The organism is Streptomyces sp. S186 (assembly GCF_051603415.1).
Classification (GTDB): Bacteria; Actinomycetota; Actinomycetes; order Streptomycetales; family Streptomycetaceae; genus Streptomyces.
Genome location: NZ_CP193932.1, coordinates 1,323,835 through 1,343,445, shown reverse-complemented (window position 1 = coordinate 1,343,445; position 19,611 = coordinate 1,323,835). Strand labels below are relative to the sequence as shown.

General features: G+C 71.6%; 21 protein-coding genes. 14 read left to right on the top strand and 7 right to left on the bottom strand.

The window, feature by feature from the left end:
- The first annotated feature begins 491 nt into the window (after window positions 1-491).
- Genes ACRAS8_RS05940 through ACRAS8_RS05905 form a run of 8 tightly spaced genes read left to right on the top strand, consistent with a single transcriptional unit; the run spans window position 492 to window position 6,861 of the window.
- Entirely contained in the window at window positions 492-761 is a 270-nt protein-coding gene (locus ACRAS8_RS05940) for an acyl carrier protein (RefSeq protein ID WP_438484721.1), read from the top strand.
- On the top strand, window positions 758-2,143 hold the full coding sequence (locus tag ACRAS8_RS05935) for an aminotransferase class III-fold pyridoxal phosphate-dependent enzyme (RefSeq protein ID WP_438484720.1): 1,386 nt from the start codon (window positions 758-760) through the stop codon (window positions 2,141-2,143). Before ACRAS8_RS05940 ends, ACRAS8_RS05935 begins: the two co-directional genes overlap by 4 nt.
- Window positions 2,140-2,688 (top strand): acyl-CoA thioesterase, encoded by a 549-nt coding sequence (locus ACRAS8_RS05930; protein ID WP_438484719.1) that lies wholly within the window; start codon window positions 2,140-2,142, stop codon window positions 2,686-2,688. Before ACRAS8_RS05935 ends, ACRAS8_RS05930 begins: the two co-directional genes overlap by 4 nt.
- Window positions 2,689-2,695: 7 nt before the next feature.
- Window positions 2,696-3,079 (top strand): 3-hydroxyacyl-ACP dehydratase FabZ family protein, encoded by a 384-nt coding sequence (locus tag ACRAS8_RS05925; RefSeq protein WP_438484718.1) that lies wholly within the window; start codon window positions 2,696-2,698, stop codon window positions 3,077-3,079.
- On the top strand, window positions 3,073-4,182 hold the full coding sequence (locus ACRAS8_RS05920; RefSeq protein ID WP_438484717.1) for a beta-ketoacyl synthase N-terminal-like domain-containing protein: 1,110 nt from the start codon (window positions 3,073-3,075) through the stop codon (window positions 4,180-4,182). Before ACRAS8_RS05925 ends, ACRAS8_RS05920 begins: the two co-directional genes overlap by 7 nt.
- Window positions 4,179-4,697: a beta-ketoacyl synthase N-terminal-like domain-containing protein gene (locus tag ACRAS8_RS05915; RefSeq protein WP_438484716.1), complete on the top strand. Its 519-nt coding sequence runs from the start codon at window positions 4,179-4,181 to the stop codon at window positions 4,695-4,697. The genes ACRAS8_RS05920 and ACRAS8_RS05915 overlap by 4 nt, the downstream gene beginning before the upstream one ends.
- Window positions 4,694-6,052: a class I adenylate-forming enzyme family protein gene (locus ACRAS8_RS05910; protein WP_438484715.1), complete on the top strand. Its 1,359-nt coding sequence runs from the start codon at window positions 4,694-4,696 to the stop codon at window positions 6,050-6,052. The genes ACRAS8_RS05915 and ACRAS8_RS05910 overlap by 4 nt, the downstream gene beginning before the upstream one ends.
- Entirely contained in the window at window positions 6,049-6,861 is an 813-nt protein-coding gene (locus tag ACRAS8_RS05905; RefSeq protein ID WP_438484714.1) for a TIGR03619 family F420-dependent LLM class oxidoreductase, read from the top strand. Before ACRAS8_RS05910 ends, ACRAS8_RS05905 begins: the two co-directional genes overlap by 4 nt.
- 86 nt (window positions 6,862-6,947) lie before the next feature.
- Here the strand turns inward: ACRAS8_RS05905 and ACRAS8_RS05900 are convergent, their stop codons facing one another.
- The 6 genes from ACRAS8_RS05900 to ACRAS8_RS05875 all read right to left on the bottom strand — a co-directional run bounded on the left by ACRAS8_RS05900 (window position 6,948) and on the right by ACRAS8_RS05875 (window position 12,556).
- Window positions 6,948-8,132 carry an MFS transporter gene (locus ACRAS8_RS05900; RefSeq protein ID WP_438484713.1) on the bottom strand — a complete coding sequence of 395 codons (1,185 nt, stop codon included), beginning with the start codon at window positions 8,130-8,132 and terminating at the stop codon, window positions 6,948-6,950.
- A gap of 104 nt (window positions 8,133-8,236) precedes the next feature.
- Window positions 8,237-9,724, bottom strand: a complete 1,488-nt coding sequence (locus ACRAS8_RS05895; protein WP_438484712.1) for an FAD-dependent monooxygenase — start codon at window positions 9,722-9,724, stop codon at window positions 8,237-8,239.
- A 277-nt stretch (window positions 9,725-10,001) separates the two neighbouring features.
- Window positions 10,002-10,949 (bottom strand): LysR family transcriptional regulator, encoded by a 948-nt coding sequence (locus ACRAS8_RS05890; RefSeq protein ID WP_438484711.1) that lies wholly within the window; start codon window positions 10,947-10,949, stop codon window positions 10,002-10,004.
- A 79-nt stretch (window positions 10,950-11,028) separates the two neighbouring features.
- Window positions 11,029-11,520, bottom strand: coding sequence for a cupin domain-containing protein (locus ACRAS8_RS05885; RefSeq protein ID WP_438484710.1), 492 nt, complete (start codon window positions 11,518-11,520; stop codon window positions 11,029-11,031).
- Window positions 11,521-11,616: 96 nt separating this feature from the next.
- Complete coding sequence (locus ACRAS8_RS05880; RefSeq protein WP_438484709.1) at window positions 11,617-11,928, bottom strand: YciI family protein; 312 nt, start codon at window positions 11,926-11,928, stop codon at window positions 11,617-11,619.
- Between the two features lie 160 nt (window positions 11,929-12,088).
- Window positions 12,089-12,556 (bottom strand): hypothetical protein, encoded by a 468-nt coding sequence (locus tag ACRAS8_RS05875; RefSeq protein WP_438484708.1) that lies wholly within the window; start codon window positions 12,554-12,556, stop codon window positions 12,089-12,091.
- Window positions 12,557-12,734: 178 nt separating this feature from the next.
- On the opposite strand from ACRAS8_RS05875, the gene ACRAS8_RS05870 reads away from it, so the two are divergent.
- The 6 genes from ACRAS8_RS05870 (at window position 12,735) to ACRAS8_RS05845 (ending at window position 18,796) form a co-directional block, all read left to right on the top strand.
- Window positions 12,735-13,982, top strand: a complete 1,248-nt coding sequence (locus ACRAS8_RS05870) for a sensor histidine kinase (protein ID WP_438484707.1) — start codon at window positions 12,735-12,737, stop codon at window positions 13,980-13,982.
- Window positions 13,979-14,623, top strand: a complete 645-nt coding sequence (locus ACRAS8_RS05865; RefSeq protein ID WP_438490357.1) for a response regulator — start codon at window positions 13,979-13,981, stop codon at window positions 14,621-14,623. Before ACRAS8_RS05870 ends, ACRAS8_RS05865 begins: the two co-directional genes overlap by 4 nt.
- Before the next feature lie 255 nt (window positions 14,624-14,878).
- The gene (locus ACRAS8_RS05860) at window positions 14,879-15,607 is read left to right on the top strand and encodes a restriction endonuclease (RefSeq protein WP_438484706.1); all 729 of its coding nucleotides are present in this window, start codon (window positions 14,879-14,881) and stop codon (window positions 15,605-15,607) included.
- Between the two features lie 54 nt (window positions 15,608-15,661).
- On the top strand, window positions 15,662-16,261 hold the full coding sequence (locus ACRAS8_RS05855) for a helix-turn-helix domain-containing protein (protein WP_438484705.1): 600 nt from the start codon (window positions 15,662-15,664) through the stop codon (window positions 16,259-16,261).
- Between the two features lie 234 nt (window positions 16,262-16,495).
- Complete coding sequence (locus tag ACRAS8_RS05850) at window positions 16,496-17,494, top strand: DMT family transporter (RefSeq protein WP_438484704.1); 999 nt, start codon at window positions 16,496-16,498, stop codon at window positions 17,492-17,494.
- A gap of 9 nt (window positions 17,495-17,503) precedes the next feature.
- Window positions 17,504-18,796, top strand: coding sequence for an MFS transporter (locus tag ACRAS8_RS05845; RefSeq protein ID WP_438484703.1), 1,293 nt, complete (start codon window positions 17,504-17,506; stop codon window positions 18,794-18,796).
- Here the strand turns inward: ACRAS8_RS05845 and ACRAS8_RS05840 are convergent.
- On the bottom strand, window positions 18,714-19,589 hold the full coding sequence (locus tag ACRAS8_RS05840; RefSeq protein ID WP_438484702.1) for a class I SAM-dependent methyltransferase: 876 nt from the start codon (window positions 19,587-19,589) through the stop codon (window positions 18,714-18,716). The genes ACRAS8_RS05845 and ACRAS8_RS05840 overlap by 83 nt on opposite strands.
- Between the last annotated feature and the right edge of the window lie 22 nt (window positions 19,590-19,611).

The following is a 19,611-nucleotide window of genomic DNA, read 5'->3' as shown; positions in this document are numbered from 1 at the left end:
TAGGCAAATAGACGACTTAAGGGTAGTCCGGGGCGATTCATCACCACAACCGCTACTCTGCGCCAGAGGGAGAGATGCCATGAATAGGTGCAAAACGTGCGTACCAATTGACCTCAAACGTCGCTCCGTCGCCGCCGGGGACGCTCTTCATGCTGGTTGGCCGACGTGGGCGGCGAACCAGGAGCTTCTGTTCCACAGGTGATTCCATCAGCGAACACGCACGGCCGAAACACCATCGAACTCACGTGCCAGATTCCTGTGGTTGGCGATGCTCGACGGCAGGAATCGAAGAGAGTCGTCGCCCCATTGACAGGCGGTGTGGACCTCACCTAGCTTCAATGAGAATCAATGGCTGGCGTCACCGTGTTTCCGATCGGCGCCGACTCCCTGCGACCCGCCCGTTGTCGCGATCGCATCTCCCTATTTCTTTCTCGAGTGCCGGAAGCCGGCCGTGGCCTTTTGAATGAACCCACCCAGAGGGGAAAATACTGGTGAACTCTTTGCAGACCATCAAACGCATTCTGCGCTCCGATGTGCTGGTGGAGGTGCCGATCGACCAGATGCGGCTCGACGACAGCCTGCGCGAAAGCTACGGCATGGACTCGCTCGGGTTCGTGGAACTGCGCGTGCAGTGTGAGGAGGCGTTCGGCATCGACATCCCCGACGAGGCCGTCGCCGCAGGGCAGTTGTCCACCCTCGGCGATGTACTCGCCCTGGTCGAGCGGCTGTCGGGGGCCGGCCGCCCCCCGGCCGTCCCGTGAGCGCGGCCCCGGTCGCCCGGGACGACCGCACCGGGGAGCCGACCGACGTACTGTCGCGCGGCAGGGATCTGCACCTGAACCACTACGGGGCGGCGCGGCTGCCGTTCGCCTGCGTGGGCGGCCGCGGCCTGGAGCTCGACGTGGTCGACCTGAGCGCGCAAGGCCGGGGCAGAAGGCTGCGGCTGCTGGACGCCAGTGCCGGCTACGCCAGCGCGACCCTGGGCGGTGCCCACCCCGTCGTGCGCGCGGCGCTGACGCGCGGCACCGCCGTCGGCAACGTCACCGACGAACTCGGCTCGCTGGAACGGGCCGAACTCCTCGACCGGCTCTTCGGTTCCGGCGGGCTGTGGACCGATCACTTCCCCGCGGGGCGGTACCACGTCAGCGGACGCAACTCCGGCTCGGAGGGCAACGAGTTGGCTTTGCGGCTTGTGCTGGAGTCCCGGTTCGACGGCCGGCGGCTGCGCCCCCGGCCGGGCAAGGAACGGCGCGACACCATCCTTGCCTTCCAGGGCGCCTGGCACGGCTGGACCGGTGGGATGGTGCCCCTGCTCAACCGCCGGCATTACCGGGCCGGACTGCCCGCGCCGGATGCCGCCGGACCGTACGGCGTCCGGGTCGAGCACATCCCGTTCGGCGACCCCGGCGCCCTGGCGGAGTACTTCGCCACATCCGCCGACCGGCTGCTGGCCGTAGTGGTCGAGCCGATCCAGGGCGACGCCGGCATCCTCCCACCGCCGCACGGCTATCTGCGCGAACTCGCCCGGCGGTGCGCGGCCGACGACGTGCTGCTGGTGGCCGACGAGGTGCTGACGTTCGCCAAGACCGGCCACTGGTTCGCCATGCGTGACGCGGACGGGCCGGTGCCCACCGACATCACCGTCATCGGCAAATTCCTGGGCATGGGCGCGGTATCCACGTCGATGGTGATCGCCCGCAAGGAGCTGACCGTCCGTCCCTCCGGCGCCGTGACCACCTCCGATCTACGGCCGCTGAACTGTGCGGTGATCCGTGACGGCATCGAACACATCGAGAGCGAAGGGCTGCTGCGACGGTCGGCCGACGTCGGCGTGCACCTGGCCGAGCGTCTCGACGCCGCCCTGGTGGGCCGCCACCCGGATGTCTTCACCGAGGTCCGCGGCACCGGGGCCATGCTTGGAGTGGAACTGACCGCCGCGGCCGCGGACCGGATCGGCGAGCTGCGCGGGGAGCTGATCGAAGCGGGGGTGTACGCGGAGTTCATGGCGGGCGCGGGGAAACGCCCCGATGGCCGGCGCTACATCCATCCCACGCTGCGGATCGTGCTGCCGCTGATCGCCACCGCGACGCAGGCCGACGAGATCGTGGACCGGGTGGCGGCCGGCGCCCGGGCAACGCGGTGAGCGCGGGATTCCGCACCCGGATCGAGCACGTCGACACCGACGCGACCGGGATCGTGCACTTCTCCCGCTACACCTCACTGATGGAGACCGCGGGCACGGAACACCTCGAAGCACACCACGCGGGTCTGACGGCCTTCGGCGCGGCGGGCGTCGACCTGGTGGCCGCCGACCTGCGGGTGACCTATCTCCACAGCGCCGTCTACCGCGACGTGATCGTCGCGGACACCCGGGTCGACCACGTCGGCGCGGCCTGGTTCGCCCTCGCGGTGCGTCTGCTGCGCGAGGAGGAGGACGGCAGCCGCACCCCACTGGTGACCGGCGACCTCGTCTTCGCCGCCGTCGACCCAGACACCCGGCGCGCGGTCCCCCTGCCGGCGCCACTGCGACAGACACTGAGAGGAATCGTCCCGGATGCCGCACACCAACGAATCGGCACCCCCTCCCACAGCGGTCCGCACGGCTCGGCCGCTGGGCACCTCGGCGATCGCCGCCCTGGTGCGCGGACGCCATCCCCGACTGTTCATCGACCGGGTTCTCGACCATGAGCCCGGTGTGTTCCTGCGCAGTATGTTCGCCGTCTCGGCCGAGATGGGCGCACTGTCCGGGCACCTGCCCGAGCGCGCCCTGACCCCGGGGGTGATCCTGCCCGGCAGCCACACCATGCAGGCGTTCGCCCAATCCGGCGTGTTGCTCTACCAGTTGAGCAGCGCCCCGCTCGCCGACGACGAGGTGACCCTGGTCGGCACGGTCAAGTCCCGTTTCCTTGCTCCGGTGGTGCCCGGCGACCAGGTCGTGCTCGACGTACGCGCGGACCGGCTGGCCGGTCACACCTTCGCCTTCTCCGCCGCGGTGACCGTGGAGGGCCGGCCGGTCGCCGGATTCCGCGGTGCGATGAGCCGGGTGAAGGCCGCTGCCGCGGGGGCCCGGCCGTGGTGACCCCGGTGATCACCGGACTGGCCTGGGACACTCCGCTGGGCCGGGGCCTGGAGGGGGTGTGGGAGCGGCTGTGCGCGGGTGACTCGGCGCTGGCTCCTGTCGACTCGCCGCACCCGTTGCGCAACACCGACGCCGCCGTCGTCGCGTCGGTGCCGTACCGGACTTCGGCGGGTGAGCGCCAACGCGTGCTCGCCGGGCGGGCGCTGCGCTCCGCGTTCGCGGACGCCGAGCTGGCCACCACCGACCCCGGTGTCGGCCTGGTGCTGGGCACCAGCTTCGGCGCCTCGCTGGACGAGGCCGAGCCGACACTGCACGCCTGGGCCGACGACGCGGCAGGGGCCATCGGGCACCCGGGGACGCCGCTGTGTGTCATGACCGCGTGCTCCGCGGGCTCGGACGCGATCGCCGTCGCGTATGCCCTGGTGCGCTCGGGCAGGCGGCGCGTCTGCGTGGCCGGTGGGGTGGACGTGGTCACCGAGGCCAAGCGGCTCGGGCATTCCGCGCTGGGCACCATGAGCCCCACCGGCCTGCGGGCCTTCGACCGGGCACGCGACGGAACGCTGCTCGGCGAGGGCGCGGCGTTCGTGGTGGTCGAGCACCCCGACTCCGCCCTGGAGCGCGGCGTCCGGCCCTACGCCCGGTTACGCGGGGTCGGCGCGGCCAACGACGCCGCCGGCCTCACCGCACCGGACCCCTCCGGACGCGCCGTGGCGCGCGCGGTGGAACGCTGCCTGGCAGCGGCGGGCGCGGCCCCCGCGGAGATCGCGGTGATCAACGCACACGGGACCGGGACACCGCTGAACGACGAGGTCGAGGCGCGCAGCCTGCTGGAACTCTTCGGAACCGAAGGCCCGTTGACGTTCGCCACCAAGGGGGCGTTCGGGCACAGCCTGGGTGCCACCGGCGCCGTCGAGGCCGTGGCGACGGTACTGGCACTGCGCCACAGACGGGTTCCGCCGGTTGTCGGGCTGCACGACCCGGCGACACCGCTGCGACTGGCCACGGGATCGGCGCAGCCTGTGGGCGACGGCGCCGGACTGAGCCTGACGCTGGGGTTCGGCGGGTTCAACACGTGTCTGCTGTTCGAAGGGGTGAGGGCATGACACCCGTGCCGCCGGGCACACGGGTGCTGGGTTCGGCCACGCTGGTCGCCGAGGACCCGGCCGCCTATGCGAGGAACAAACCGTCCTTCTACGCCGACCCCGCGGCCTGGCTGGTCGCCGAGACCGTGGACCGGGCGCTGACGGACTGCGCGGCGCGCGTACGCGACGCCGCCGACGACACCGCGATCCTGGTGATGAGCGCGACGGGCAGCGAGCGGACGATGCGCCGCATCGCCGGTGCGGTGCCACGGTCCCGGGTCTCGCCGCTGCGCTTCGCCGGAGCGAATCCGGGGGTGCTGGCCGGGCTGCCCGCCCTGCGCCACGGGTTGCGCGGGCCGTCGCTGCTGCTGGCGGCACACCCGGACACGGCCGCCCCCGTGGCGTTCACGGTCATCGACGGATGGCTCGCGGACGGCCACGCCCGGTACGTGATCCTGGTCGGCCTGCAAACCACCTCCGGAGACCGGGAGTTGTGCCGCAGCCTCGTCCTGACCAGTGCCGGAGAGGACCGGTGAACGGCCTCACCCGGTCCGGGGCGGCCGACTTCCTCACCCGGGTCGGCACCACCCGGGGCGGCCGGGACGCCGGCGCGCCGGCCGGTGTGGACGACGTGCTGACGGACCTGGCCGGACTGGGCCTGGCACCGGGCGACGCGGTCGTGCTCTGCCTGGCCAACGGCGTGGAACTGCTGCGCTTGCTGCTGTCCTCGCTGCTCCTGGGCCTGGTGCCGCTGGCCGTGCCGCCCAGCACGCCGTGGCAGCGGGTCCGCGCGCTCTCCGGACACGTCGGGGCCGGCACGGCGGTGACGACGCGGCCGACCGGCGCGACGCCACAGAGGCCGGTGGGCGGCGCGTTCGCCGTACCGACCGGGCACCCCGCCACGCCGTACCGGCCGGGCGAAATCCTGCTGTCCACCTCCGGCACCTCGGGGATGTTCAGCGCGTGCGTGCACCAGGTGCCCGCACTGCTGCACAACGCCCGCCTGCACGCCGCCGCCACCGGCATCACCTCGGCCGACACCCTGCTGGTCAACCTGCCGCTGTACTACTCCTACGCTCTCGTGGCCCAGACGTTCGCCGCGTACGTGACCAAGGCCCGACTGGTCCTCGACGGGCCGCCGTTCTCGCCGGTCGCGTACCGCGACACGGTCACCGCGCACGGGATCACCCACTCCGCGGTGACACCGACGATCGCCCGACAGCTGCTGGCCGACCCCGCACGCATCCCACGTGGTCTGCGGGCCCTGGCCGTCGGCGGGGACCGGCTCGCGCCCGCCGAGGTGGCGGACCTGCTGGACGCGCGACCGTCCGCGGAGCTGTATCTGACCTACGGGCTCACCGAGGCCGGGCCGCGCGTGTCGACCCTGGCCGCGCACGCCGAGCCCGCGCACCGGTACGGCTCGGTCGGCCACCCGCTGTCCGGGGTGCGCGCATCGCTGCGCGAAGTACAGGGCGAAGTGGGCGAATTGGTCGTCGAATCCGACACCGTACTGCTGCGACGGGTCGGGGACGGAAGCCGCAGAGTCCTCCTGGGACCGCGGACCATCGCCACCGGGGACGCCTTCTCCATCGACGACGGCTATCTGACCTTCCACGGACGCCTGTCGGACTTCGTGGTGCTGCGCGGTGAGAAGGTCTCACTGCACACCGTCCGGCAGGCCGCCCACACCATCCCGGGAGTGGTGCACTGCGTGCCCAAGGTGGTGAACGAGGACGGCACCCAGGTGCTCGACGTCCATCTGTCCGTCACCGACTCCCCGCCCGGCGGGGAGAAAGCGGTACGACGTCTCCTCAACTCCCAGTTGCTGCCCGCCGAACGCCCGCGCGCGGTCTTCATCTCGACCGCCGACCCGGAGACCTTCCGCAAATGACCCTGCGCCTCGGCTGGACCGTTCCCACGACCCTCACGCCCGCCGGGCTCCGTGAATTCGCCGTGACCGCGGAACGACTCGGATACCACCACCTCTCCATCCCCGAACGCCTGGTGTCCCGCAGCCCCACCTATGAGAGCCTGACGCTGGTGGCGTTCCTGGCGGCGGTCACCACCCGCATCGAACTGGCCACCGCGATGACGATCCTGCCGCACCGCCCGGTGGTACTCGCCGCCAAGCAGGCCGCGCAACTGGCCCACCTCAGCGGCGACCGGCTGCGACTGGGCGTCGCCATCGGATCCGATCCCGCCGAGTCCGCCGCCCTCGCCGTCGCTCCGGAAACCCGCGCGGCACTGTTCGAGGAACAGGTCCGTGCGCTGCGCCTCCTGTGGACGCGGCCGGAAGCGGAATTCGCCGGCGAACACGTCACGTTCTCCGGCGTCACCCTCACCCCCCGGCCACGCCGGATACCCCTCTGGATGGGCGGCGGCACCCTCCGCACCGGAGGCAGACCGGGCGCACTGCGCCGGATCGCCACCCTCGCCGACGGCTTCACCATGTCCGGCCTGCTCGCCAACCGGGTCAACCGCGGCGCCGCACTCATCGCCGAGCTCCGCACAGCGGTCACCGAAGCCGGCCGAGACTGGACCGCCTTCGGCACAGAGGCCCGCCTCCGCCCAGACCCCGGCCGGCCGGACACCTGGCGCTCCCTCGCCGATGCCTGGCGCTCCGCCGGCGCCACCCACCTCACCCTCACCACCGACGACCTCTCCCTGCTGGCACCAGCGCATGCGGCGTTGACCGGATAGTGCGAGTCGACCGGTATCGGACTGTGGACCATCCTCTCCCTGTGGGTGGTGGCCGGCGGTGTCGCCACCACGCGCACCAGGCGAGGCTATGCCTGACTTCGGCGGCCGGAGGCCGTGCGGCGGCGCGAGGCCGCGGTGACGATGGCGGCCTGGACGAGCCCGAGCAGGGCGAGGGCCGCGCCGAGCCAGACCGGTGCCGTGTAGCCGAGGCCGGCTGAGAGGGCGAGTCCGCCGAGATAGGCGCCGAGGGAGTTGGCGATGTTGAATGCGGACTGGACGGCGGCGGAGATCAGCGAGGCGCTGCCCGGGGCCTTGCTCATGGCGTAAGTCTGCATGATGGGGCCGAGGCTGAAGCCGGTGACGCCGGTGGCGAACAGACCGACGACCGCGGCTGCCTTGACGGGTACAGCCAGGGCGAACAGCACCAGTACGACGGCCAGCGCCGCCAGGGCCGCGTACAGACTGGGGATCAGGGCACGGTCGGCGGCGCGGCCCCCGAGGATGTTGCCCACCGTCATTCCCACCCCCAGCAGCACCAGGAGCGAACTCACCGAGGTGGGGCTGAAGCCGGCAGCCTCGGTGAGCAGCGGGGCGACGTAGCTGTAGACGGTGAAGACACTGGCGAAGCCGACGGTGACGGTGCCGAGCGCCAGCCATACGTCGCCCCGGCGGAAGGCGGCGAGTTCGTCGCGGACGCCGGTCGGGACCGCTGCCCTCTCGTGCGGCTCCCGCCGGGGAATCATCAGCGCGATGGCGATCACGCTGAGCGCACCGATCGCGGCCACGACCACGAACGTCCAGCGCCAGCCCAGTGTGGTGCCGAGATACGTGCCGAGCGGGACGCCGGCGATATTGGCCAGGGCGAGTCCGAGGAACATCATCGATACTGCCTTGGCGGTGCGGTCGGCGGAGACCATGCCTGCCGCGACGACGGCGCCGACGCCGAAGAAGGCCCCGTGCGGCAGCCCGGCCACGAACCGCGTCACCAGCATCACCGCCGCGTTGGGGGCGAGCGCGGTGGCGACGTTGCCGAGGGTGAACAGGCCCATCAGCGACAGCAGCGTTGTCCTGGCGGGCAGCCGCCGGGCGGCCAGGGTGAGCAGCGGGGCGCCGACGACGACCCCGAGGGCGTACGCGGAGACCAGGTGGCCGGCGTCGGGGATGGAGACGTGCAGGGCGTGCGCGAGGGACGGCAGCAGACCCATCACGACGAACTCGGTGGTACCGATTCCGAAGGCGGCCAGGGTGAGGGAGAACAGTGCTGGGGGCACGGGTGGGGTACTCCAGGAGGATAGTTATGAGGGCGATCGGCGCGCGCCAACCAGGCACAGAAAAGCAAAGATTGACGTGTCGTCAGTGGCGTGGCCCAGGGCAATCAGGCGCGGGCTGGGCCGAACCAGTCGGTCAGGGCGGTGCGCAGGTCCTCGTCGTAGACGGGGGCGTCGCCGGCCCAGGCAAGGTAGCCGTCGGGGCGGATGAGGAGGACGGCGGCCTCCGCGTCGGCGTCCAGGGCGGCGACGGTTCGTACCCGGTCGGCCCAAGGGTCGGCGGTGCGTACGGCCGTGGACGTGCCCGTGAGGTCCAGCAGCAGTGGGCGTCCGTCGCGCAGCAGTTCTGCCAGGCGTGTCGGCCCGGAGTCGGTCTTGAGAGGGCGGTCGGCGACGAAGCGGCCTACGCGCGGGTCGGCACTGTCGCCGTAGCGGACATCGGTGCCGTAAATGGCGTTGGTCAGAAGGTCGTTGACCGCATCGAAATCCATGAGTTCGGCGAACAGGGCACGTAAAGCGTCGACTTGAGGGCCGGGGCGCATCAGCGCGGCCTGGGCGTGGGTGTTGAGCAGGACGCGCTCGGCGACCGGGCGCCGCTCGGCCTCGTAGGTGTCCAGCAGACCGGGACGGCCCTGGCAGGCGGCGGCGAGCTTCCAGCCCAGGTTCACCGCGTCCTGGAAGCCGAGGTGGGCCCCCTGGCCGCCTGCGGGGAAGTGCACATGTGCCGCGTCTCCGGCGATCAGGACGCGACCGGCCCGGTACTGCGCGGCCAGTCGGGTGCTGTCGGTGAAACGGGAGACGAAGCGTACGTCGGTGAACTGGATGCGTTCGCCGGTGACGCGCTGGACGGAATCAACCAACTCGCCAACGCTGACCGGGGTCTGTGGGACGCCGCAATCCCATTCGGCGGTGGAGATCCGACCGTCGGGCATCCGCATGAACCAGCCGTGTTCGTTCCGCTGCCAGCCCATGGGGAGGCGATCCGGGCCGGTGAGCGACCCCAGTCCCATCCGGCTGACCAGTTGCGGTTCGGTGCCTGGGAAGTCGATACCGGCGTGCCTGCGCACGGCGCTGCGTCCCCCGTCGCAGCCCACCACGTAGCCGGCCCGGATCACCGTGCTGCCCCGTGCGTCCTTCACCGTGACGGCCACGCCGTCGGCGTTCTGCGCAAGCCCGACGACCTCGGCGCCGTGGCGGACGACGGCCCCGGTCCTGGTCGCACGCCGGGTGAGAATGGTCTCCATGGTCTCGCGAGGCAGCAACAGCTCGCGGGGCTGTTCGGTGACGACGGAGCCCCGGCCGAGTACGAACATTCCGGCGAAGTGCCCCCGGGCGGAGGTGTTTTCCAAACGGCGGCGGTACTCGTCCAGACCGGCCGTTCGCTCTTCGGCTGCGACGAAATCCGCGAGCAGGTCGCGGCGGTCCATGATTTCCAGGGTGCGGGCGTGCATCGTCAATGTCCTCGGCTCGTTGGCCCCGGGCGCGAGACGCTCCACGACCAGCGTGGATACCCCGTACATCCGCAGCTCACAGGCGAGCATCAGACCGACCGGCCCGCCGCCGGCGATGAGGACGTCGTAATCGTTGCTGCGCATATCAGGCACCAGCTGCCCTTCTCGTTTCGAACTTCGAGGCCGCGCAGGTGCATTCCGGAGACGCATGGCTGGAATGGAACGGAATGGAATGCAGGAACGGAACGGAACCGCCGCGGCATCTCGCCAATAAAGCAGGATCGATTTCCACGGTATCCGTGAGTCCGGCGAGCACAAAGGGCAGTTTTGATAAGGCATCGTTGCCGTTTGCGGCAATGCACGGACCGACTGTGGCGGTACGCGGCCACCGACGACTCCGACGGCGACTGTTGGCGTTTGCTCAGGCCGGCTCGTCGGGGTCGTGTCGTGTGGTGGTCCGGCCGTCGGCGTCCCAGCTTTCGAAGACGCTGCGGACGCAGTGCCGGAACCAGGTGTGGGTGGGGTCGGCCTGGTGCCGGACGTGCCAGGACTGGGCGATGACGATCGGGGGGAGCCGGAGCGGAATGCGCACGGTGCGCAGGCCGAGCAGAGAGACGGCCTGGCGGCTCAGTTTCTCGGCGGCCAGTCCCACCAGATCGCTCTGCGCGAGCATGTGCCAGGAGGCTGCCCAACTCGGCACGACGGAGGCGACCTTCCGGTGCAGCCCGTGCTCGGCGAGATGGTCGTCGATGGGTCCGGTGAGCCGGCCGCGCCGGGAGACGCTGAGATGTTGGGCCGCGGCGAACCGCTCGCGGGTCACCTCGCCGCGCAACAGCGGGTGGCCGGCGCGCACCACGGCCCGCACCCGGTCGACGATGAGCCGTTCACTGTTGACCTCCGTGGAGGTGGCGTCGGCGACGCCCACCACCAGGTCGACAATGCCCTCGCGCAGTTTCGGGGCGCTGTCGCCGGAGTCCTCCGGCACGAACCGCACCGTGACGTTGGGTGCCTGGCGGTGGACGGTGCTCAGCAACGGCTGCGCCAGCGCCCCGATCACCATGTCGTTGGCCTGCACGGTGAAGGTCGTGGCCAGCGAGGCCAGGTCCGGCGCCCCGGTTTCCAGGAACATCCCGGTCGCCTGCTCGACCAGGGAACGCACCTGGTCACGGAGTGCCAGGGCGCGGGGCGTCGGCACCATCCGGCGGCCCGCGCGGACCAGCAGCGGGTCGCCGAAGGCCCGCCGCAAACGGGCCAGCGTCCGGCTCATGGTAGGTGTCGAGGTGCGCATCCGCTCCGCGGCTCCGGTGACGCTGCCCTCCTCCAGCAGGGCGTCGAGAGCGATGAGGAGGTTCAGGTCGACGGACTTCATCTGGCGCAATCTCTGATGGGGATGGGGCTGGTCATCCAGGTGATGGGTGCTGCCTGGAGAGTCTGGGGCGCCAGAATGCCTAGGGCTTGCTCGGCGGAGCCGGGTGGGAACTGGTCCGATAGCGGCTGCGGAATTCCGCGAGGAGTTCGTCGGTTGCCTCGGCGCCGGCGCTCACCGCGGCGTGCACATCGCGGAAGTAGTTCTCGTAGCCGGCAGGCGTGTAGAGGCACAGGGCGCGTGCGGGGACGGAACCCGCGTTGCGGAAGCCGTGCGGGGTGCCGCGCGTCGCGGCGAGCAGATGGCCGGGGCCGGCCGTCATCTCGCCGTCCCCGGTGTGCAGTGTCAACTCACCCTCCAGGACATAGAAGTACTCGTCATGCCCCTCGTGCACGTGCGGCCTGGCGCCGATGACGCCGGGGGCGAGGCTGAACTCCTCGAAGGCGAAGTGCCCGTCGGTGTGTTCGCCGGTCAACCGGAAGAAGTGCGCGACACCGGCTACGTCTATGAGCTCACCGTCCTCGGGACGGCGCAGCAGCGGACGCCCGGGGGCCTGGGCCTGGTTGTCTGTCATGGGGGCATTGTGGCCTGTGCGACGTCGGGGGACGCGGGAAAGCTGCCAACGCGTGATCAACGGCACTGGCCGGGAAGAAGACCCTCGCCCCCGCTCTCACCGCCGTCCCAGTGCCTCCAGGAACGACGGTCCGGCCTGGCACGGTTGGACCTGGATATCGGCCCACACCCCGTCCGTCACATACGGCTCCGTCTCCAGCCAGGCATCGAAGTCCGCGCGGGTGGGGAACTCCATCACCAGCATGGAGCCGATCATCCGGCCCTCGTCGTCGAGGATCGCGGTACCGAAGAGGGCCTTGCCCTCGGCGATCAGTGCGGGGCCCTGGGCCAAGTGGCGTTCACGGGCGGCCAGTCGCCGCTGCTGTGCCTGTTCGTCCTTGGCGTCGTACGCGATCAGCAGGAACTGCATGCCTTCTTTCCCGGTGGTCTGCGGTCTGTGGAGTCAAAACGGTGCGGGCCGCCAAATCCGATGGATCCGGTAGATCCGATAGCGCAAACGGCATGATGACGGCATGGTTGCAGGAGCCGGCACGGTTCAAGCGGCCGAAGGAGCCAGAATAGTGCGGGCCTCACAGCGGCCGCACCAGCCCCCGGCGCGCTGCGAGCCAGACGCACAGGGCCGCCAGCGGGAGTTCCGCGGTGAGGGCCATGCCGGTGGCGGCGGCCAGTTCGGAGCCCGGGGCGGCGGTGGCGAGGTCGATGCAGGCGTCGGCGAGGAGGAGGGTGGCCGCGGCCGCCGCGGGGGCGCGATGGCGGGGGTCGGTGCGCAGCAGGCGGGTGCCGGCGGTGAGCAGCGCGGCGGCCTCCAGTGTGTCGAGGGCGCCCCAGGCGGCCGCCTCGGCGGGCGGCAGGGTGCCGGCGAGGTAGCCGAGCCAGGGGAGCAGGGCCAGGCCGGCGGCCGTGAGGACGCGGCCCGTCCAGCGGCCCGTCCAGCGGTGCCCGCGGCCGGTGCGTCGTACGGGCCCGCGGTGGTGGCCGACGCCGGGACGGGCACAACTTCCCTTGTCCACAAGAGGGTTGAAGGCGGCGAGGGCCATGGCGACGGAGATCCTTCCGGGGTCACGAGCCCGGCCGTCGGGCTCGTCACCAACTCTCCGGTCTCCACCGTTCCCGGTCAGTAACACCGCTGTCCGACTTGGGGTGGCACCAGCTATACCCCGCTTCCGGAAGCAGGCGTGATAGCCCCGACTGACCTGGGCGTTTACCGTCGTGTCCATGACCCGATCCGACCGGTGGCCGCCAGGCCGCCTGGCCCGTGCCCGAGCGCGGGCCGCCTTCCTGTGCACCGGCGTCCTGCTGCACGGTGCCGCCTTCCTGCTGTGGGTGTGGTTCAGCCTCACCGTCGTCTACGCCCCCGGCGGCGCCGTCGTCCCGCTGATCTTCGCTGTTGCGGGCGCGATGTCGGTGACCTGGCTCCAGCGCCGCCGGTTCGCGGCGTACGCGGACACCGGCATCCCGCGCACCCCGCCCGTGCAGGAGGGCAACGACCTCCGGCGGGCCTGGGGCCGGCTGCGCACCGGCGCGTACTGGCGGCAGCTCGCCTACCACCAGCTCGCCGGCCCGGTGCTGGGCGTCGTGGAGGCCGTGGCGCTCGCCCTGTGGGTGGGCAGCATCGGCGGCATCACGTACTACGGCTGGTACTGGTTGCTGCCGCGGCACTGGGCCTTCGTCCAGTGGTCCGATGTCGACGGGTGGAAGATGGCCGTGATCGGGCTGGTCGTCCTGCCGTTCCTGCCGCGGCTGACCGGCGCGCTGATACGGATGGAGTCGTTGATCGCCCGGCGCCTGCTCGGGCCCAGCCGGGCCGAGGAGCTGGAGCGGCGGGTCGAGGACCTGGCCGAGCGCCGGGCCGAGACGCTGGCCGCCGCGGACGCCGAGCGCCGCCGCATCGAACGCGATCTGCACGACGGCGCCCAGCAGCGCCTGGTGTCCCTGGCGGTCAACCTCGGCCTGGCCCGGGCCACCCTGCCCGACCTGCCGCCCGAGGTCCGCACCGTCATCGACGAGGCGCACCGCGAGGCGAAGGAGGCCCTGGAGGAGCTCAACCAGCTGGTACGCGGCCTGCACCCGCACGTCCTGGACGACCGGGGACTGGACGCGGCGCTCTCCGGCATCGCCGCCCGCGCCCCGCTGCCCGTCCACGTCAGCGTCGACGTGCCCGAACGGGCCGCACCCGCCGTCGAGGCGGTCGCCTACTTCGTGGTCTCCGAGGCGCTCGCCAACGTCACCAAGCACGCCCGGGCGAGCCGCGCCGAGGTGGCGGTGGTCCGGGCCGGTGACACGCTGCGGGTGCGGGTCACCGATGATGGCAGGGGAGGGGCCGACCCCTCCGGGGGAACCGGCCTGACCGGGCTCGCGCACCGCGTGGCCTCGGTGGACGGCGCCCTCGCCATCGACAGCCCCCCAGGGGGCCCGACCGTCGTCACCGTGGAGTTGCCGTGCACGCTGCCAAGCGCGCTGTGATCGCCGAGGATTCCGTTCTGCTCCGGATCGGGTTGGTCAGGGTGTTGGAAACGGCCGGGTTCGAGGTGGTGGCCGAGTCCGGCGACGCGGACGGGCTGCTGCGCGCCGTCGAGGAGCACCGCCCGGACGTCGCCGTCGTCGACGTCCGTATGCCGCCCGGCTTCACCGACGAGGGCGTGCGGGCCGCGCTGGTCATCCGGCAGCAGTGGCCGGACACCGCCGTCCTGATGCTCTCCCAGTACGTCGAGGAACGCTACGCCGCCGAACTCCTCGCGGCGAACACCAGCGGCATCGGCTACCTCCTCAAGCAGCGGGTCGCCGACGTCGAGGAGTTCATCGAGGCGCTGCGCCGGGTCGCGGCCGGCGGCACGGCCCTGGACCCGCAGGTGGTGGCGCAGCTGCTGGTACGGCGCCCCAGCGACCCGCTGGAGCGGCTGACCGAGCGCGAGCGCGAGGTGCTGGCGCTGATGGCCGAGGGCCGTTCCAACGCGGGGATCGCGGCCCAACTCGTCGTCAGCGAGAGCGCGGTGGCCAAGCACATCAACAACATCCTGGCCAAGCTCGACCTGCCCAAGGCGGGGGGCGACCACCGGCGCGTACTGGCCGTACTGCGCTTCCTGGGCGTGGGCCTGGGCGGGTAGCGGACGCCGAGGGCGGCGGACGCCGACGCGGGATGCCCCACTCGACGCGCGGGGTGCCCCACCCGACGCGCGGGGCGTCCCACCCCACGCCCGGTACGTGCGTTTCACGCCAAACCTCCACAACCGCCGTACAAGTCAACCGAGTTCGGACTACACAGGAGGTTGGGTTGGGACGGGCTCCGGCTCGCGCGCGGCGGCCGGCGACCGGCGGTCGGGTGGCGCGCGGACCGGACACTGAACGGAGGGACGCCCCACATGGCCACGCGAGCTTGGCGACGACACCCCACCACCCGACGCACCGCCACCCGCCGCGCCACGCGATCTCCCGCCCGCCGCCCCGCGCGACGTCCCACCCGCCGGCCGCGCGGCCGGGCCGCCCGGCGACGCGCACGCGAGCGGGCCCTCACCCGTCTCGCCCTCGCCGCCCTGGCCCTCGGCGCGGTCGTCGCGGCCGCCCGCGCGTATCCCGTCACCACCCTCGTCCTCGGCGTCCTCGCCACCGCCGCAACGCTGCTCCTCCTCGCCCGAACCGGCCGCCTGCACCTTCCCGGCCTCGCCCGCGCCTGGTCCCACCAGAACGTCACCCACACCCTCGCCGCGTACCGCCACATGACCGGCCCGCAGTTCGAGCACGCCGTCGCCGACCTCGCCCGCCGCGACCCCGCCGTCCGCTCCGCCACCGTCTCCGGCGGCGCCAACGACCGCGGGCTGGACGTCCTCGTCGTCCTGCACGACGGCCGCCGCATCGCCGTCCAGTGCAAGCGGTACGCCGAAGGCAACCGGGTCGGCGCCCCCGCGATCTACACCGCCAACGGGACCTACCGCGCCTACCACCGCTGCGACCATGCGGTCATCGTCACCACCTCCCGCTTCACCCGCGACGCCGAACTCGCCAACGCCTCGCTCCCCGAACCACTCCGCCTGATCGACGGCCGCGGCTTGGCCCGCTGGATCGGCGGCGGCCGCCCGCCCTGGGCCGCCTGAGGGCGTACCGCCCGGCGGACCCCGGCGGACGCCCGGCGAACTAGAATGCCGTTCATGACCGACGCGGCCCCCTCGACACCTCCCGCGGCGGCTCGCCGGGACCCGGAGCTGGGCTTTCCCTCCCCCGGCGAGGTGCTGCGCAGGCTCCGTACCCAACGGGGCATGTCGCTGCGTCAGGTGGCCGCCGAGTGCGGGCTCTCGGTCTCGTTCCTGGCGGCGTTGGAACGGGGCGAGACGGACATCGCACTGGAGCGACTGGCGAGACTGGCCCGGGTCTTCGGCCATGACGTCGGTTCCTTCCTGGGGTTCACCCAGGGCCGCGCCGCGCCGTCGATCTTCCCGTTCGCCGACCAGGAGGTCATCGAGCGGGCGCCGGGCGTCGACTACCGCGTGCTGCGCGCGCCCGAACTCGGCTACCAGGTGGTCCAGGGCGACTTTGCACCGCACTCCGCACTGGGCGAGGACCTTCAGCACGAGGGCACCGACCTCATCATCGTGACCCAGGGGACGCTGGTGGCCCGCTACAACGGCGTCGACCACACGCTCCACAAGGGCGACTGCGTCCGGTGGTCCGCGGGCCACCCCCACACCTTCCGCAACGACACCGACGAGCCCGCGCGCATGGTCGCGATGCTCTTCAACAGCCTGTACTGAGCGGCTGCGACAGCCTGTACTGAGTGGCTGCGACGCCTGTACTGAGTGGTTGCGACCGCTGCCGGTCTTCCTTCCAACTCCCTGCCTTGGGTGCCCGCGAGCGTGCCCGCAACCACAGCCCACGACGGTCGCGCTGAACGTTATTTTGCACTAACGTGCTTTTTAACGCACGTCCGCATGCGCCCACGACGGATGTGTGCAAGCAAGGGCTCGCAACAGAACGGGGGAAGCGTCATGCAGTCGAAAGCGAATGTGCAGATCACCAAGGCCGGTTCCACTTCCTCGACCGGCGGTGATCCGGGAGACGGTGAGGCCGAGGCCCAGCCACAGGCCCAGACCCGGACACAGGCCCAGACCCGGGCTCATCGCCACCGGGCCCGCGACCTGCTGGCCTGCGCGCTCCTGGTCATCGTGTGGAGCTCCGGCTTCATCTCCGGCAAGCTCGGCCTGCGGCACTCCGCTCCGTACACCTTCGCGACGCTGCGATTCGCCATCGCCGGGAGCGTGCTGCTCGCCATCGCCCTGGTGCGCCGCGAAGCCTGGCCGGGCCGGCGCCTGTCGGGGCACCTCGCCGTGGCCGGTGTCTTGGTCCAGGCCGTGCAGTTCTCCAGCATCTACATGGGCATGGAGCTCGGGGTGCCGTCCGGGTTGGCGGCCCTGATCATCGCGCTCTACCCGCTCACCGCCTCCCTGCTGGCCGTGCCGGTCCTGCGCGAGCGGGTCACCCGCGGCCAGTGCCTGGGACTGGTGTTGGGACTGGGCGGGGTGGCGCTCGCGGTGAGCGAGAACCTCCACCTCGACGGCGGCTATCTGGCCGGGCTCGGCTTTCTGGTGCTCGCCCTGCTGGGCATCTCCGCCGGCACCGTCTACCAGAAGCGGTTCTGCCGGGGCATGGAACCGGTGACCGGCAACGCCGTGCAGTTGCTCGCCGCCGCGGTCGCGACGGTACTGCCCGCCCTCTTCGCCGAGGGGTTCGACGTCGTCTTCACCGCCGACTACTGGCCGGCGCTGCTCTGGGCGTCCGTCGTCAACTCCATCGTCGGAGTGGGGTTGTTGTACACGCTGCTGCAGCGCCACGGCACCAGTCAGGTCAGCAGCCTCTTCTATCTGGTGCCCATGGTCACCGCGGCCTTGGCGGCCCTGCTGCTCGACCAGGGACTGGGCCCGCTCATGCTCGGCGGCCTGGCCATGGCCACAGCCGGCACGCTGCTCGCCCATCGCATACGGAATTGAGGGACGGAATTGAGCGAACGATTCGAAGCCCTGGAAGCCCCGGAAGCCCCCGGAACGCGCCTGCGCTGGGCCCTCAGTCTCTTCTTCGCACTCGACGGTTTTGTGTTCGCCGGTTGGGTCGTCCGCATCCCCGCCATCAAGGAGCAGATAGGCGCCTCGGCCGGCGCCCTCGGACTGGCCCTGCTGGGCCTCTCGGTGGGTTCGGTCACCACGATGCTGCTGGCCGGGCGGCTGTGCCGTCGTTACGGCAACCATCAGGTGACGGTGGCGACCGCGGCCCTGCTGTCGTTGTCCGTCGCCCTGCCGCCGCTGACGCGTTCGCCGCTCCAACTCGGCCTGGTCCTCCTGGTGTTCGGAGTCGCCTACGGCGGCCTGAACGTCGCCTTCAACGCCGCGGCCGTGGACCTGGCCGAGGCGATCCGGCGCCCGATCCTCCCCTCGTTCCACGCCGCCTTCAGCGCGGGCGGCCTGGCGGGCGCCGGGCTCGGCGGCATCCTCGCCCCGCACCTGAGCCCGCTGTCCCATCTCCTGCTCCTCGCCGGGGCCGGACTCCTGGTCACCGCCTGCGCGGGGCGGGTACTCCTGCGGGCCCCGGCGCCGCACCCCGTAGGGAGCACGGGAACGGTCCCCGGCAACGGTCGTCCCACCCGCACCCGCACCCCCACCCGCCCCCGTACCCGCCTCCTCATCACCGCCTTCGGGCTGATCACCCTGTGTACCGCCTACGGGGAGGGCGCCTTGGCCGACTGGGGCTCACTGCACCTCGCGCAGGACCTCGGCGCCGGACCGGGCCTGGCGGCCTCCGGCTACGCCGCGTTCGCGCTCATGATGACGCTTTCCAGGGCGGCCGGCACCCGGCTCCTGGAACGACTGGGCGCCACCCCGGTCCTGGTCACCGGTGCCGCCCTCGCGGCGGTGGGGATGTTGCTGGGGGCTCTCTCGCCACAGACCTGGCTGGTGTTCACGGGCTATGCCCTGACCGGGCTCGGCCTGGCCAACGTGTTCCCCATCGCGGTCGGCAGCGCCGGTGCGCTCGGAGGCACCGGCGGGGTGGCCGCCGCATCGGCCCTCGGCTACTCCGGAATCCTGCTCGGTCCGCCGTCGATCGGCTTCCTCACCGAGGCGTTCGGACTGCCGGCGGCACTGACCACCATCGCCGCCCTGGCCGCCGTCGCGGCGCTCCTCGGCTACGCGGTCCGCACCAGGCCGCCGGCGCCACCTACGGCTGCCGACGCAGGTCCGGCAGACGCAGCTCCGATCGACCGGGTCCGGCATCCCTCCGGCCCAGGAAAAGACTTGTGAGCACCTTCACTTGGGCCCGTCCGCCGTGTTCTTCGTTCACGATGCGGGCCACCTCGTCGAAGAGCCGTTCCCGCGGCCGGGGCGGAATCGCCCGGTAGCCGCCGAAGGAGGTGAGCAGGTCGAGCAGCGCCGAGGTGGAGCGTTGGTGCACGGAGGTATAGAGGCGGTGGGTCGGGTCGACGAAGCTGGCCGCCGTCATATCGCGCCACTGGCGGGCCTCCGGGCCTCGGTGCGCGGGGCGGGGACGGGGGTCGAGAAGGGTGTCCGCCGGTACCTCGATGCCGCGCCGGGTGTGGGCGGCGGTGAGCCGTTCGGCCAGTTCGCCGCTGTCGAGCGTCCAGTGGTTCCAGAAGAGGGCGATCGCCCCGCCGGGCGAGAGCGCGGCCCGTGCGCGCGCCCAGCGCACGGCCGGGTCGACCCAGTGCCATGCCTGTGCGCAGTACAGCAGCCCGTAGCGGCGCGCGGGACGCCAGGCTTCGAAGTCGGCGACCTCGATGGTGACTCGGGGCAACTCCGCGCACCGGCGGCGCAGCACCCGGGCCATCCGGACGTCCGGCTCCACGCAGGTCACAGCTACGCCGGACCGTGCGAAGGGCAGCGTCGCCTTGCCCGTTCCGGCACCCACCTCCAACGCCGCCTCGGCCGCGGCCAGGGAGGCGAAGTCCAATACATCCTGGGTGAGTTGGGGCGGGTATCCGGGTCGGGCCGTATCGTACTGCTCGGCGTCGTCGCCGAAGATGTGGCGGCGCGACCGCGTCGAGGCCGGTTCACCACCGGAAGTCCCGTACGGCATGGCCGCCACGGTAGGCGACACA

Coding starts and splice junctions, on each gene's coding strand:
- ACRAS8_RS05915 (WP_438484716.1), top strand. CDS start 4,179: ATGACACCCGTGCCGCCGGGCACACGGGTGCTGGGTTCGGCCACGCTG.
- ACRAS8_RS05905 (WP_438484714.1), top strand. CDS start 6,049: ATGACCCTGCGCCTCGGCTGGACCGTTCCCACGACCCTCACGCCCGCC.
- ACRAS8_RS05895 (WP_438484712.1), bottom strand. CDS start 9,724: ATGCGCAGCAACGATTACGACGTCCTCATCGCCGGCGGCGGGCCGGTC.
- ACRAS8_RS05890 (WP_438484711.1), bottom strand. CDS start 10,949: ATGAAGTCCGTCGACCTGAACCTCCTCATCGCTCTCGACGCCCTGCTG.
- ACRAS8_RS05885 (WP_438484710.1), bottom strand. CDS start 11,520: ATGACAGACAACCAGGCCCAGGCCCCCGGGCGTCCGCTGCTGCGCCGT.
- ACRAS8_RS05880 (WP_438484709.1), bottom strand. CDS start 11,928: ATGCAGTTCCTGCTGATCGCGTACGACGCCAAGGACGAACAGGCACAG.
- ACRAS8_RS05875 (WP_438484708.1), bottom strand. CDS start 12,556: ATGGCCCTCGCCGCCTTCAACCCTCTTGTGGACAAGGGAAGTTGTGCC.
- ACRAS8_RS05870 (WP_438484707.1), top strand. CDS start 12,735: ATGACCCGATCCGACCGGTGGCCGCCAGGCCGCCTGGCCCGTGCCCGA.
- ACRAS8_RS05860 (WP_438484706.1), top strand. CDS start 14,879: ATGGCCACGCGAGCTTGGCGACGACACCCCACCACCCGACGCACCGCC.
- ACRAS8_RS05855 (WP_438484705.1), top strand. CDS start 15,662: ATGACCGACGCGGCCCCCTCGACACCTCCCGCGGCGGCTCGCCGGGAC.
- ACRAS8_RS05850 (WP_438484704.1), top strand. CDS start 16,496: ATGCAGTCGAAAGCGAATGTGCAGATCACCAAGGCCGGTTCCACTTCC.
- ACRAS8_RS05840 (WP_438484702.1), bottom strand. CDS start 19,589: ATGCCGTACGGGACTTCCGGTGGTGAACCGGCCTCGACGCGGTCGCGC.